At 61.8% G+C, this 12,710-nt stretch carries 15 protein-coding genes; 8 read left to right on the forward strand and 7 right to left on the reverse strand.

The window, feature by feature from the left end:
* Nucleotides 1-401: 401 nt before the first annotated feature.
* Together H3028_RS04000 and H3028_RS04005 are read right to left on the reverse strand one after the other, a co-directional pair.
* Complete coding sequence (locus tag H3028_RS04000; protein WP_181295761.1) at nt 402-794, reverse strand: GFA family protein; 393 nt, start codon at nt 792-794, stop codon at nt 402-404.
* 535 nt (nt 795-1,329) lie between these two features.
* A complete protein-coding gene (locus H3028_RS04005; protein WP_181295762.1) occupies nt 1,330-1,587 on the reverse strand; it encodes a hypothetical protein in 258 nt (85 codons plus the stop codon).
* 435 nt (nt 1,588-2,022) lie between these two features.
* Here H3028_RS04005 and H3028_RS04010 point away from each other — a divergent pair, with 435 nt between their 5' ends.
* Nucleotides 2,023-2,235: a hypothetical protein gene (locus H3028_RS04010; RefSeq protein ID WP_181295763.1), complete on the forward strand. Its 213-nt coding sequence runs from the start codon at nt 2,023-2,025 to the stop codon at nt 2,233-2,235.
* A 12-nt stretch (nt 2,236-2,247) separates the two neighbouring features.
* Here H3028_RS04010 and mdtD read toward each other — a convergent pair whose 3' ends face one another.
* A complete protein-coding gene (gene mdtD, locus H3028_RS04015) occupies nt 2,248-3,660 on the reverse strand; it encodes a multidrug transporter subunit MdtD (protein ID WP_181295764.1) in 1,413 nt (470 codons plus the stop codon).
* A gap of 317 nt (nt 3,661-3,977) precedes the next feature.
* Between mdtD and H3028_RS04020 the strand changes: the two genes are divergently transcribed.
* From H3028_RS04020 to H3028_RS04035, 4 genes are read left to right on the forward strand one after another with little or no spacing between them, the layout of a single operon-like run.
* Nucleotides 3,978-4,511 carry an iron transporter gene (locus H3028_RS04020; RefSeq protein ID WP_181295765.1) on the forward strand — a complete coding sequence of 178 codons (534 nt, stop codon included), beginning with the start codon at nt 3,978-3,980 and terminating at the stop codon, nt 4,509-4,511.
* 13 nt (nt 4,512-4,524) lie between these two features.
* Nucleotides 4,525-4,857: a cupredoxin domain-containing protein gene (locus H3028_RS04025; protein ID WP_181295766.1), complete on the forward strand. Its 333-nt coding sequence runs from the start codon at nt 4,525-4,527 to the stop codon at nt 4,855-4,857.
* Nucleotides 4,858-4,878: 21 nt separating this feature from the next.
* Nucleotides 4,879-5,736 carry an FTR1 family protein gene (locus tag H3028_RS04030; RefSeq protein WP_181295767.1) on the forward strand — a complete coding sequence of 286 codons (858 nt, stop codon included), beginning with the start codon at nt 4,879-4,881 and terminating at the stop codon, nt 5,734-5,736.
* Nucleotides 5,733-7,109, forward strand: coding sequence for a 4Fe-4S binding protein (locus H3028_RS04035; protein ID WP_181295768.1), 1,377 nt, complete (start codon nt 5,733-5,735; stop codon nt 7,107-7,109). The genes H3028_RS04030 and H3028_RS04035 overlap by 4 nt, the downstream gene beginning before the upstream one ends.
* A 213-nt stretch (nt 7,110-7,322) precedes the next feature.
* On the opposite strand, the gene H3028_RS04040 is transcribed toward H3028_RS04035, so the two are convergent.
* On the reverse strand, nt 7,323-7,532 hold the full coding sequence (locus tag H3028_RS04040) for a hypothetical protein (protein WP_181295769.1): 210 nt from the start codon (nt 7,530-7,532) through the stop codon (nt 7,323-7,325).
* 705 nt (nt 7,533-8,237) lie between these two features.
* Here H3028_RS04040 and H3028_RS04045 point away from each other — a divergent pair.
* Together H3028_RS04045 and H3028_RS04050 are read left to right on the forward strand one after the other, a co-directional pair.
* Nucleotides 8,238-8,552: a c-type cytochrome gene (locus H3028_RS04045; RefSeq protein ID WP_181295770.1), complete on the forward strand. Its 315-nt coding sequence runs from the start codon at nt 8,238-8,240 to the stop codon at nt 8,550-8,552.
* A gap of 370 nt (nt 8,553-8,922) precedes the next feature.
* Nucleotides 8,923-9,783: a LysR family transcriptional regulator gene (locus tag H3028_RS04050; protein ID WP_181295977.1), complete on the forward strand. Its 861-nt coding sequence runs from the start codon at nt 8,923-8,925 to the stop codon at nt 9,781-9,783.
* Nucleotides 9,784-9,865: 82 nt separating this feature from the next.
* On the opposite strand, the gene H3028_RS04055 is transcribed toward H3028_RS04050, so the two are convergent.
* Together H3028_RS04055 and tatA are read right to left on the reverse strand one after the other, a co-directional pair.
* Nucleotides 9,866-11,005 (reverse strand): HPP family protein, encoded by a 1,140-nt coding sequence (locus tag H3028_RS04055; protein WP_181295771.1) that lies wholly within the window; start codon nt 11,003-11,005, stop codon nt 9,866-9,868.
* A 337-nt stretch (nt 11,006-11,342) separates the two neighbouring features.
* Nucleotides 11,343-11,522 carry a twin-arginine translocase TatA/TatE family subunit gene (gene tatA / locus H3028_RS04060; RefSeq protein ID WP_375154391.1) on the reverse strand — a complete coding sequence of 60 codons (180 nt, stop codon included), beginning with the start codon at nt 11,520-11,522 and terminating at the stop codon, nt 11,343-11,345.
* 584 nt (nt 11,523-12,106) lie between these two features.
* Between tatA and H3028_RS04065 the strand changes: the two genes are divergently transcribed.
* Entirely contained in the window at nt 12,107-12,508 is a 402-nt protein-coding gene (locus tag H3028_RS04065) for a DUF488 domain-containing protein (protein ID WP_181295773.1), read from the forward strand.
* A gap of 4 nt (nt 12,509-12,512) precedes the next feature.
* Here H3028_RS04065 and H3028_RS04070 read toward each other — a convergent pair whose 3' ends face one another.
* Complete coding sequence (locus H3028_RS04070) at nt 12,513-12,698, reverse strand: hypothetical protein (protein ID WP_181295774.1); 186 nt, start codon at nt 12,696-12,698, stop codon at nt 12,513-12,515.
* Nucleotides 12,699-12,710 lie beyond the last annotated feature (12 nt).

The raw sequence follows: 12,710 nt of genomic DNA on the forward strand, positions 1-12,710 counted from the left end.
AGTATCGATCCGCTCGACCGACCCCATAACCAGCAGCCCGTCCCAGGGCAGGATCAGAATCCCAGCCATAGCCCTGAGCCCGATTTCGTCACGGATAACCCAGACGTGCAGAAACGACCTAGCAACGATAGCGGACCATCCGGTCGGCCGGTTACTGGGCCACCAGAACAGAGCGTCAACGATCCGAACGAACCAGGACGAGGAAATCCACTGCCCTGAGGCGCCAGATGGGCAATCGAACAGCGCTACGACACGAATCGTTCAGCCCCGGCTGGCGCGCGTCTCGATGCCAAGCCTGTTCGCATCCGGCGGACATCGGTCGCGCTATACCCACGAGCTGTCTGCAACTGCCAAACGCCAAGTGTTGCGTCGGCTGCTTCTATACCATCGGCCTGCCTCACCTAGTCCTCAGAGCGCCCCGTGGGATCACGGTCATGCTCGTAGCGTCTCGTGAGCGGAAACGGTGGTAACCAGGATTCGCGACGGACGACCCAGCTTTCATAGCTTGGCATCAGTTGGTCAGGCGCATCCAGGGATCCCAGGTTCACTTCGATTTCGTCGGCGGTGCGTGCGAAGACGGACGAACCGCAGCGGGGGCAGAAGAAGCGTCCGGCGTAGTCGCGTGTTTCGCCGCTGATCGTCACTGCGTCTTGAGAGAACACCGCCGCCGCGTAAAAAAGGGCTCCATGATGCTTGCGGCAATCGATACAGTGGCAAAGGCCGACTCGGTATGGGCGGCCCGTCGCCACGATTTGAACGTTGCCGCAAAGGCAACCGCCAGTGAATTGCTCCATGCTGCGTCTCCTCGCGAACGAGCATTATGGGTAGATGAATATAGCCATTAACGGCTTCAACGAGCGCAAGGTCTAATTGTCGCAACGGCCCAATGATTATCGGGTCGTTATGCTCGGAGCTGATGTGAAGCAAAACCGCGCACTGACTGATCACCCCGGCTTAGCCAAACTCGCGTAAAAAACGCACATTAGCGAACCGCCGGAGTGCCTTTTCGCCCCCGTCAACTAGCGGTCGTTTGGCTCAGCACTACGCATTATGACGGTCTCGGGGCACGCTTCACGCTAGCCGGAGAAAACGAAACCGCCGGCTGACACAGCTTCGGCCCGCCGCAACAGCACAGCCTTCGGCGCGCGCTAGATGCCCTTACTCAGCATCTGACCATTCACAATCTCGCCGTATAAGTTGATGCCGTCGTTTGCGTGGTACGCGCCAGGGATTCGCGCGCCATCGTGTTCAGCGCGGAGGGCGAGGCGTCACTGCTGGCCACCTTCTCCTCGACGCGTCGGCCGTGAGCGCCGACCGAACCCGCCCGAGTCACCTCAACTGCCCCAACTGTCGCTTGAGCTGTTCGACCTGACCCTTTTCCGCACGCAGGCCGGCGGTCAGCTCGGCTTTTTCCTGCTCGAGTCGCTGGACTACCTCGCCGAGGCTTTGTAGCAGATCACGCAACACGCTCAGTTCCGCCTTATGCTGTTGGGTGTGTAGCCACTGCACCCAGAGCAGTATCGTCAGCACCAGCACCGCACACAGGGCGATCCCCGTTGCCAGCCAGGACACACTCATCGCGCTCATCATCAATTCCTTCTGCTCTGACACCGGTCGACCCCGGCAGCAGCGAACCTTATGTCGGGTTAAGCGACAGGTCTACAATGTTTACCTGAACAGGTAAACAAATACAGCGGATAAACCATGCAGGAAGAGAGCCTGCGAACGCGCCGGAGAATCCGCCGCTGGCATGTCTACACGCGACGCTCCAGTTTGCCAGGCGCTACGCGGACAGGCGAGCCGAGCAATATGTCGTGATTAGCGACAGATGGAATCGAATATCGGTCGGCCCCCATGTGGACTCAGCCGCGCGCTACGCGACCGCATTGCCAGTGAACCGTTCAGCGGAACACAACGGGAAGGCGATGAGCGGGCACTGAAATCGAGGCGCCAGCTGTCAGAATGACATCACCGCTGCAGAGGCGCAGCGACTCTTCTGAATCGAGCACGAGCCTGCTAATCATGTCTTCCGAAAAACTCTACACCATTGTCCTGGAACACAGCCTGGAGGTACTCCTCGAGGCCGCCACGATGGAGCAGGTCGAAGCGTTCTGGGATGCGTATGACACCCGCTACTTCGGCTTACGCATGGAAGAGGAAAACAGCCACCACGCGCGGGTCATCGTGACGGACGAGATTCCCGAGGAAGAAGAAGCCGATCTCTGCATCGGCTGATTCTGCTGCCGGTTACTCTTCGTCGATGATCCGGGCGGCCATGGCCTGCTTGCTGTCCAGCTGAAAGAACAGCGTTGCGGCCAGCATCGACATTGCGCCAATGCACAGGAAGGTCAGGTGAAACGCCCGCAACACGGCCTCGCCGTCTGCACCCGGAACGGTAAAACCACCCAGTAACGCACCCGCCGAAGCCACCCCGAGACTCATCGACAACTGCACAACCACCGATAGCAGGCCGTTGCCGCTGCTGGCGTTCTGGTTGCTGAGCCCGACCAGGGTCACGGTGTTCATCGCGGTGAATTGCATCGAATTGACCATCCCGATCAGGCCCAGTTGCAGCAGCAGGAGCATCGTCGAGGTATTCCCATTGATCGTTGCCAGGCTGCCGATCAGGCTTCCCAGCAACAGGGTGTTGCCGACCAGGATGCGTCGATAGCCGAGGCGATCTATCAGCGGCTTGGCCAGGGGCTTGATAAGCATGGCGCCGAGCGCCAACGGGATCATCGTCATGCCCGCTTGCGCAGGCGAATAGCCCAGCGCCACCTGTAGCAGCAGCGGCAGCAGGAAAGGCAACGCCCCACTCCCCAGGCGGGCAAACAGGTTGCCGAAAATGCCGACGGCGAAACTGCGGGTATGGAACAGCGACGGGCTGAACAGCGGCTTGTCGACATGGCCAGCGCGCAGCCAGTACGCCGCCAGGCAAGCACTGCCGATCACCATCAACAGCAGGACACGTGCATGTGGCATGTGCATCTCGCCGAGCCCTTCGAGCGCGATGGTGATCAGCACCATCGCGCTGCCGAACAGCAGAAAACCAATGGTATCGAAGCGTATCCGCTCGGCGCTTTTCAGGTCGGGCATGAAGCGAAACGCGGCGATACAGCCGATCAGCCCGACTGGCAGATTGATCAGGAAGATCCAGTGCCAGGACGCATATTCCACCAACCACCCACCGAGCGTCGGACCGATCAGCGGACCGACCATGCCTGGTAGCGCGATAAAGGTCATCACCCGTACGAACTCGCTGCGCGGATAGGCGCGCAGCACCACCAGACGCCCGACCGGCAACATCAGCGCGCCACCGATGGCCTGCACCACCCGCGAAATCACCAGCTGATTGAAGCTCACGCTCATTGCGCAGAGCAGCGAGCCGAGCGTGAACAGCAGGATGGCGGAAAAAAAGATCCGCCGAGAGCCGAAGCGGTCCGCCAACCAACCAGACGCCGGGATCAGCAGCGCCACCGTGAGCATGTAGGCGATCACCACGCCTTGCATGCGCAGCGGATCCTCGGCGAGATCGCGCGCCATGGCCGGTAAGGCGGTGTTGAGAATGGTGCCGTCGAGGGTCTGCATGAAGAACGCGATGGCGACCAGCCAGGGCAGCACGCGGGCGGTTCGGGCGTCCAGCACAGCGGTTTGAGGCATAGGCTCCCCTGACTCGAAAAATGCACATGGTAGGCCGCACCCCGGCGAACACACAGACAATTTTTACCGGTGGGGTATCCCGTTGGCCTTTGCCGGGCGATGTGAGGAAGGTGCTTGCAGAGGGTGTGACAACTCAACGCAGCGGAGGCTGCTATCGCTCGCTACCCGCGCGCTTGAGCGTTCCGGAAGAAGTCAGCGACACGGCCTTGCGCTATACGTAACAAAGTATTTCGGTCAGAATTGACGCGAATCATTATCGTTAAACATCGCAGGTGCAAGCCTCACCGCTCACTCTCATATGCCCTTCCGGAGGCTTCATGCGCATTCCCGCTACCCTCGCCATCACCTCGTTGTTGCTCGCTCCCCTCGCTCAGGCAAAGGAATATCCCATCGGTGAACCGCAGCAGTGCGGTGGTATGGAAGTGGGTGCGGTGTACCTGCAGCCAGTCGAAATGGAACCGGCCGGCATAATGCGTGCCACCGCCAACTCCGATGTCCATCTGGAAGCCGATATCGCCGCCACCGAGGATAACCGCAACGGCTGGCAGGAAGGCAGCTTCGTCCCCTACCTGAACATCCGCTATGCGCTGAGCAAGAAGGGGTTGGAAGAGAAGATCGAAGGCACCTTGCATCCGATGGTCGCCAACGATGGCCCGCACTACGGGGATAACGTCAAGCTGATGGGTCCGGGCAAATACACGCTGACGTTCACCGTGTCGCCGCCAGGTGGTGAGCACGCCATGTTCGGTCGTCACGTTGACAAGGAAACTGGCGTTGCCCCGTGGTTTGAGCGCTGCGAGCTGAACTACGAGTTCACCTATGCCGGCATCGGCAAGAAGGGCGGTTACTGAGCAGGAGGCCAGCATGCAACGCATCCTGTTTTCGACCCTCGCCTTGCTTGCTGCCGCTTTCGCCGGCGGCGCGCAGGCCGGGTTACCCACCTACGAGCTGACCATCCGCGACGGCCATTTCGAGCCGGCGATGATCGAGGTGCCGGCTCGTCAGCGCTTCAAGATCGTCGTGATCAACGCCGGCAGCGGCCCGACCGAATTCGAGAGCACGCCCCTGCGGGTGGAAAAGGTGCTCTCGCCCGGCGTCACCTCATTCGTCGTCATTCACCCGCTCAAACCGGGCCGCTACCCCTTCTTCGACGAGTTCCACCTGGATCTCCCGGAAGGGGAAATCATCGCCAAGTAGTACATACACAGGAGAAGCGACATGGGCCAATCAATGCTCATCGTCTGGCGCGAGAGCGTCGAGGCGCTGCTGGTCATCGGCATCCTCCATGCGTGGCTGAGCCAGCAACCGGACAACCGCCACGCCCTGCGCATGCTTTGGAGCGGCGTGGTCGCCGGCCTGGGCCTGGCGTCGCTGCTAGCCTGGGGCATTCTCAGCGCCGGTGATTGGCTGGCCGGCCCGGCCGGGGAGTGGTTCCAGTGCGCCATGCTGATGATCGCCGCCTTGCTGATCCTGCAGATGGTCGGCTGGATGCACCATCACGGGCGCGACCTCAAACGCAACCTGGTGGACAGCGCCGCGGCCAGCCTCAGCCAGGGCAGCGGCGTCGGCCTGCTGGTTCTGGCGATGCTCGCCGTGGCACGTGAAGGCAGCGAAACGGTGGTGTTTCTCTACGGCATCGGTCACCAGCAGCAAGGTGCTGACCTGATCGGCTTCGTCATCGGTGGCGTGCTCGGTTTCGTCCTCGCGCTGCTCAGCTACACGGCGCTGCAGGCCGGCAGCCGGCTGTTCTCCTGGAAGCGATTCTTCGAAGTCAGCGAGGCGCTGCTGCTGTTGCTCGGTGCTGCGCTGTTGATGGCCGGGCTCGACCGGTTCAGCGGCCAGCTGATGGGCATGGAGGTGCCGGAAGTCTTTTATACAATCTTCGGCGATCCGCTGTGGGATACCTCTACCCTGCTCGATGACGGCGGCACACTGGGTAGCACCATCGCCGGGCTGACCGGTTACCGCGCCATGCCGTCGCTGGCGGCGGTGATACTCATGGCGCTGTACTGGCTGGCGGTCTGGGGCTGGTTGCGACCGGAGCCGGGGGCCCGCCTGGAGGCTCGCACCGTATGATCTCCAACGCTCCCCGGCTGGCACGCATAGGCGACCTGCTGCGCCAGCACGCCAACACCATCCGCCTGGTCCAGTGGCTGGTGGTGGGCTTCTATCTGGTCCTGCTGCTGGTTCCGGCGGTGCTTTCGCTCCCGCCGTCCGAGGCGCGCATGCTCGACAACATCACGGTGTTCGCCCAGTTCCTGTTCTGGGGGCTGTGGTGGCCCTTTGTGCTGCTGTCGATGGTGCTGTTCGGTCGACTCTGGTGCGGCGTGCTTTGTCCCGAAGGTTCGCTCAGCGAATGGATCAGCTGGCGCGGGCTTAACAAGCGCACCCCGCAATGGATTCGCTGGAGCGGCTGGCCAACCATCGCCTTCGTGCTGACCACCGTCTACGGCCAGCTGATCAGCGTTTATGACTATGGCCGCGCCGCCGCACTGATTCTCGGCGGCTCGACCGTCGCCGCGATGCTCGTCGGCTTTCTATATGGTCGGGGCAAACGCGTCTGGTGCCGGCACCTGTGCCCGGTCACCGGCGTGTTCGGCCTGCTCGCGCGCCTGGCGCCGATGCACTACAAGGTCGACGAAGAACGCTGGCAGGCCAATCAGGGACCGAAACTGGCGACCCCCAACTGCGCCCCGCTGATCGACATCCGCCGCATGCAGGGCAATAGCGAGTGCCACGCCTGCGGTCGTTGCAGCGGTCAGCGTGGCGCCGTTGCCCTCGCCGCGCGTTCGCCGAACCAGGAGATCCTCATCGTCGGCAACCAGCCGCAACAGGGACATTGGGACAGCACGCTGCTGCTCTTCGGCATGATCGGCCTGGCCATGGGCGCCTTTCAGTGGACGGTCAGCCCCTGGTTCATCACGCTCAAGCAGACGGCCGCCGAGTGGCTGGTCAAGCGCGATATTTTCTGGCCGCTCGAGGCCAACGCGCCCTGGTGGCTGCTGACCCATTACCCGCAGGCCAACGATGCATTCACCTGGCTCGATGGCGCGGCGATTCTCACCTACATCGGCGGCTACTCGCTCATCATCGGCGGCGCGCTGTGGCTGCTGCTGCGCAGCGCTGTACGGCTGATGAACCGCGGCGACAGCGTGTTTCAGCACCTGGCTCTGACGCTGACGCCCTTGGGCGGAGCTGGATTGTTTCTCGGCCTCTCTGCCACCACCATCAAACTGTTGCGCTACGAAGGCTTCATTCTTGCCTGGGCCCAACCGACACGCGCCCTGCTGTTGGCCGGTGCGACTGGCTGGACGCTCTACCTTGCCTGGCGGGTCATCAGCCGTCACGGCGCCAATGGGCTGCGTCGGCTGACCGCCTTCGCCTGCGTGACCTTGGGCATCGCGGTCGTGGCCTATGGCTGGTATCTGCAGTTCTGGGGATGGAGCTGATTGGTCAGTTTGTAATGGCAGGCTGTAGCCATCCTCAACAATGCGACGGCCCTGCTCACTAACGGCAGCGCTTATGTCAAGGGACGAAGCTGGACGCTGTTTTCGTCACGGCACCCGTCAGGGCCCAAACCGGGCAGACGCACCTGACCGCGGGCGCGAGCTTGCCCGCGAAGCGCTTGAGGCCGGCTTCACAGCTTCGCCCTCATGCTGTGGCTATATCCCCTCGTCGCCTTCGAACTCCTCGGTGGCTCGCGCCACCATTTGCCGCCAAGCACCGGACTCTTCTGCCAACATACGCATCGCCTTGAGGCTGGCTACAAAGGCCTGCTGGTAGTGCTGCGGGTTATTCTCACTGGCTGCACGCTCGGCATGGCCAAGGGCCTCAGTCAGCAGCGCGTCGAACTGGTCATGGTCCAGAGCCATGGAAATCTCCTCGGTCGGTAATGTCTGGAGCTTAGACCACCAGGTGGTCGAGACGACTCGCGCCAATTAGCGGCGCAGCGGCGGATTCCTTATCAACCGAGGGGTGAGCGCATCCCACAGCTTGCCCTTCCATGACGAGGCTGACGCCCATTGTAATCGTGCACCAGCAAGGGGCCGCCAGGATGCTCATCGAACAGCTCGAACAAAGTCGCGGTCATCGACTCTAAGCAGCGGCGGTCGCCGCGCTAGTGAATGCTGGCGAGAGCCACACCTGGCCGTGGCGCAGATTCTTCCATCCACCCACGATCCAATCTGAACAACCAGCCACTCGGGCCACGACGATCACTCGTCTCGATGCCAAGGTCAGCCAATCGGACACCGTGTTCGATTCAATATCTGGCCAAAGCTACCGGGTACTGCCGACCGGCGGCTGAGCGGGCATAAAGGAGGGCTCCAAGCGCGTCGTACCGCCGGAGCACAACCAGGCCGGCCGATGGCGACGTCTGGTTCTCGGTAATGGAACGGCCAGGGAGGGGAATCGGCCACCATCGTGTCAATAACAAAAGCTAACGCTGAAAAGGTAATAAACGACAAAAGATTGATTACCCCAACCGTTGAATTTACCGTCTACAACGCTCAGCACGAGAAGTGTACTGAGCGCAATCGGGGAACATAGATTCTCCACTTAGCCTTGAGGAAGTACTCATGAAGAAAGTCCTATTATCCCTGCTCGCCCTCGGCGGCGCATTGGTTCTGCAGCCGGCGGTGGCTCAGGACGGTGAAGCGCTGTTCAAGAGCAAGCCTTGCGCTGCCTGCCACAGCGTCGATGCCAAGTTAGTTGGCCCAGCGCTAAAGGAAGTCGCCGCCAAGTACGCCGGTCAGGAAGGCGCAGCAGAAAAGCTTGCGGGCAGCATCAAGAACGGTGCTCAGGGTAACTGGGGCCCAATCCCGATGCCGCCAAACCCCGTTACTGACGAAGAAGCCAAAACCCTCGCCGAGTGGGTGCTGAGCCTCAAGTAAAACACTCTGGAGGACGCCATAATCTTGCCCTGGCATGCTGGATTGAGTCTGGGCTCGCCCTGGCGCCCCTCCTAGCTGCTCCTGCTGCCCTGCCCGCGCCCATTGCCGAGCGCCAGCCTCAGCTCGTGCGCCTGCAGGATTGCGCATCCTGCCACGGCCTGCGTACGACTGGCGCCTCAGTTAGGTATTGGCGCCGGACGCCATTGCCGGCAACCCCACGCAGCCTGACCGCCACGCTCGCGGACGGTTGGCCCGGCACTGCCATTCTTGCCCAAGATGCCTTGCTCTGCGAAGCGCTTGTCGTTGCTATCAGCGCCCCATGCCCCGTTCGCTACAATCGCCATCCTCACCGACGACTCAAGGCCCGCATATGGATATCGATCTCGCCCGCACCTTTCTCGAGATTATCCGCAGCGGCAGTTTTATCGCCACTGCCGAGCGGCTGCATGTCACCCAGACGGCTGTGACCGCTCGAGTCCGCAGTCTGGAAACGCAGCTCGGCTGCCGGCTGTTCGTACGCAACCGCGCCGGCGCGCGGCTAACCGGCGACGGTGAACGCTTCGTTGCCTATGCCACGCAGCTGGTGCAGACCTGGGAAACCGCACGGCGAGATCTGCCGTTGCCACGCGGTCACGACAAGCTGCTGTCGCTCGGTGCCGAGGTAAGCCTATGCAACCCGCTGATGCTCGCCTGGGTGCAGCGCTTGCGGCAAGTGATGCCCGAGCACGCGTTTCGCAGTGAGGTGGCCAGCGGCGACGAACTTCAGAAGCAGCTCGACCTCGGCGCGCTGGACGCCGCGCTGGTGCATCAGCCTGAATACTGGCCGGGCCTGCAGGTCGAGCAACTGCTCGAAGAAAAGCTGATCCAGGTCGTACAGACCGTCAACCCGGAGCCCTACATATATGTTGACTGGGGGCCGGCGTTTCGTCGACAGCACGACCTCGCCCTGCCCGGCCACATCCGTGCGGAGTTGTCGTTCAGTCTGGGCCCGCTGGCGTTGCAGTATCTGGTGCAGTACGGCGGCCGCGGCTACTTCCGTACGCGAGTGGTGCAGCGCTATCTGGATGAAGGCATCCTCAAGCGAGTCGAGCAGGCGCCGGAGTTCAGCTACCCGATCTACCTGGTCTATTCGCGCGCGGCGCAGTCGCCAGCCCTGTTCAAAGCCATTGAGCAGCTACGCGACGTCGCCGAGGATGATTACGACTGGTCGCGCTGGACGTACGAGATCTGAGCCCACCGGCACTCCAGCCGCTTCATCCAGCTCGCCCGGGCTCTGCTTGTTTTGCTGGGTTTAGTGGTCAGGCACTACCGGCTCAGTCAGGCAGGTGCTTGAGCCAGTTCCGATAGAGCGCCGCGATCAGGTCGGTCTGGGTAATCATGCCCACCAGGCGCTGCTGATCGTCCACCACCGGCAAGCAATGCAGGCCACGATCGGAAAGCATGAACACCAGATCGACCATGTGGGTTTCTTCAGTCACTGAAACCACAGGCGTACTCATGATCGCGCGCAGGTGGACGCCGCGAAGAAACTTCAGCTGCCCGAAGTTGATGCGCGCCGGCGCTGGACGGAAGTGCTTGAGCAGGTCAACGAGGGTCACGATACCCACCAGCTGGTGGGTGTCGGGTTGGAGCACCGGCAGAGAATGCAGGCGATGTTCGCGCAGGCTCTGCCAGGCCCGCTGAATAGTGCAATCCGGCGTGCTCCAGTAAAGATCGCGGGACATGATATCGCTCGCGGTGATTTCCCCCATGCTTCGCCGCAGCGCGTGCTTCTCGGTCTGTTTGATCAGCAGGGCGAGGTCGTCACGGGTGACATCCACGTACTCGCCGAAATCCGCCAGCGCCCGCTCGACGTCGTCTTCGCTGAAACTCATGCGCTCGCTGGGGAGGGGATCGTGCGTGTGATGAGTGTTGCCCTTCTGCGGGCGCGGCTTCGGATAGGCATGCCCGCTGAGGTTGTTGTAAATCAGCGCAATCGCCACCAGCAGCAGCGAATTGAACGCCACCGGATAGAGCAATTGAAAGCCGTAGGCATGCAGTTCCGGACTGCCCACCACCGCCACCAGCGCCAGCGCCGCACCCGGCGGGTGCAGGCAGCGCAGGCCGAACAGACAGACGATTGCCAAGGCGCCGGCCAAACCAGCGGCCGTTGCCACCGGCAGATCACTGATGCCCAGCGCAACGCCAATCGCGGTCGCCAGCAGATTTCCGGCCATCACCGACCACGGCTGGGCAAAGGGACTCGACGGGGCGACGAACAACAACACTGCCGATGCAGCCGCCGGCGCCGCCAGAGGCAAGGTGATCGAAACGCCAAAGACCCAGGCGCTGAGGGGAATGACCATTAGCAGTGCCAGCCCGATGCCAGCCGCGGCGCGCAGCCATTCAGCGGGACGCGCCGACAACGGCGCGGGCACAAAGGATCGGCACCAGTCGAGAAGGCGTTCTTGCATGGTTCCTGCTTGTGTTGGGGCTGATTCGATAGCGCTAGGTGCCCGCAATATACTCCGGGCGCCGCGTCAGCAGCGTAGAGGGCGGTCCGGCGCACTGAATAAGAGCACCGGCCAAAATCGCGCGCACATTGTCGGTGCAGCCACGAGGCACTGCCAATGAATAGTATTGATTGCTAAGGGCAATATTTTTGCTGCTAGCTGAGAACAGACTCCTGCGTTCTTGTCGGCGCGCCTATCTGCAGCACTCTCCACCCCGGAGGGTTGAGTGCACCGTCCGGGTTTTCACACGAGAGCGTAGGAAGCATCAAATCAACCGCCCCGCTCGCCGCTTTAGCCGCTATTTGAGTTCCTGCTTTACCGTTTCGCTCGGCGCAGCACCTTCACCACCGTTCATCGACTTGCGAAAGCCATTGATCGCGCCGCCCAGGTCGGTGCCGAGGCCGCGCAGGCGCTTGGTGCCGAACAGCATGACTACGATTAGCAGAACGATCAGGAGTTGCCAGATGCTGATACCCATCATTTTTTTGTTACCTCATCGAGTTGTAGCTTCGCCGTCCAGTGACCGGCATGAGCCTGTTGGTGACCCGGCATGCCTCGATGCAGGCCGGACGTATGAAAGCACCGACTGATCGAAGCCTCGAAGCGCAGCACCAGCCGCCGTGCTCGACAGCAGACCGCTGTCACTGCTTATGCGGCGAAAAGCGCCAGCATCGCGCCATCGCGTTCTTGTTCGAGTCCCATCACCCATTAGGCGCTGGTAGCATCGATCATGCTCTTTTCGTCGTTACAGTTTCGTTCTCACGTGAAATACGCCAGACGACTGCGGAGCACGCCGTAAGCGAAACGCCCTCGACAACAGCCACAGCCAGAGCACGGCGACATGAACTGGCCAATTCGCTGTGCAGCAACGGCACGCCCATGGCGCCGCCGCCTTCAAAGCGATATAGGTCGTCCCCTACTGCCTTGCTAAGCCCGCTACCGGCGCATATAAACCATGCCATTGGCCAGCGGCAAAGATAATTTAACCATCACTCGCCCACGTATACGCGCTGCTGAGCAGCCATTGCTTTCATCGTTTCCAACCCGTACGGAGCCTGCCGAGTGATTTATTGCAAACGCGCCTATGAACCCTGCGAAGCCAGCGATGGATATCGCGTGCTGGTCGATCGCCTCTGGCCGCGAAACATTCGCAAGGAAGCCCTGGCGCTGGATGAGTGGTGCAAGGATCTGGCGCCGTCGACCGAGCTGCGCCGAGCCTTCAAAGCAGACGAAAAGGCTTTCAAGGACTTTCGAGACGACTATCGCCGGGAGCTGGCAGGCCACCCGGAGCACTGGTGGCCGTTGCTGGAAATCGCCGCGCGCGGCCCGCTTACGCTGGTCTATGGCGCTCGCGATGAGCTCCAGAACAACGCGCGGGTACTGGCCGAATGGCTGGAGGAAGAGCTGGAGCGACGGGGTGCGCCGAGCTCGCCGACCTGCTATGCCGGCGAGCGAATGGCGTGAGGCTTCAGTTCTCGCGAATGAGGCGCAGCGCGGCGCGGATCACCTCGGCGCCGACCTCCGCCTCATGGAGATGCCACACCGGCATCATGCTTACGCCACTGCCCAAGCGAGCCTGAGCGACGCCAGCGAGCGACACGCGGCTGCCTGCCAGCGACTCGCGTCGACGGCGGGCGCCGCGGCTATGGTTCAATGCATCAACAAA

This window comes from Pseudomonas sp. Q2-TVG4-2 (assembly GCF_013620795.1).
Lineage (GTDB): Bacteria > Pseudomonadota > Gammaproteobacteria > Pseudomonadales > Pseudomonadaceae > Stutzerimonas.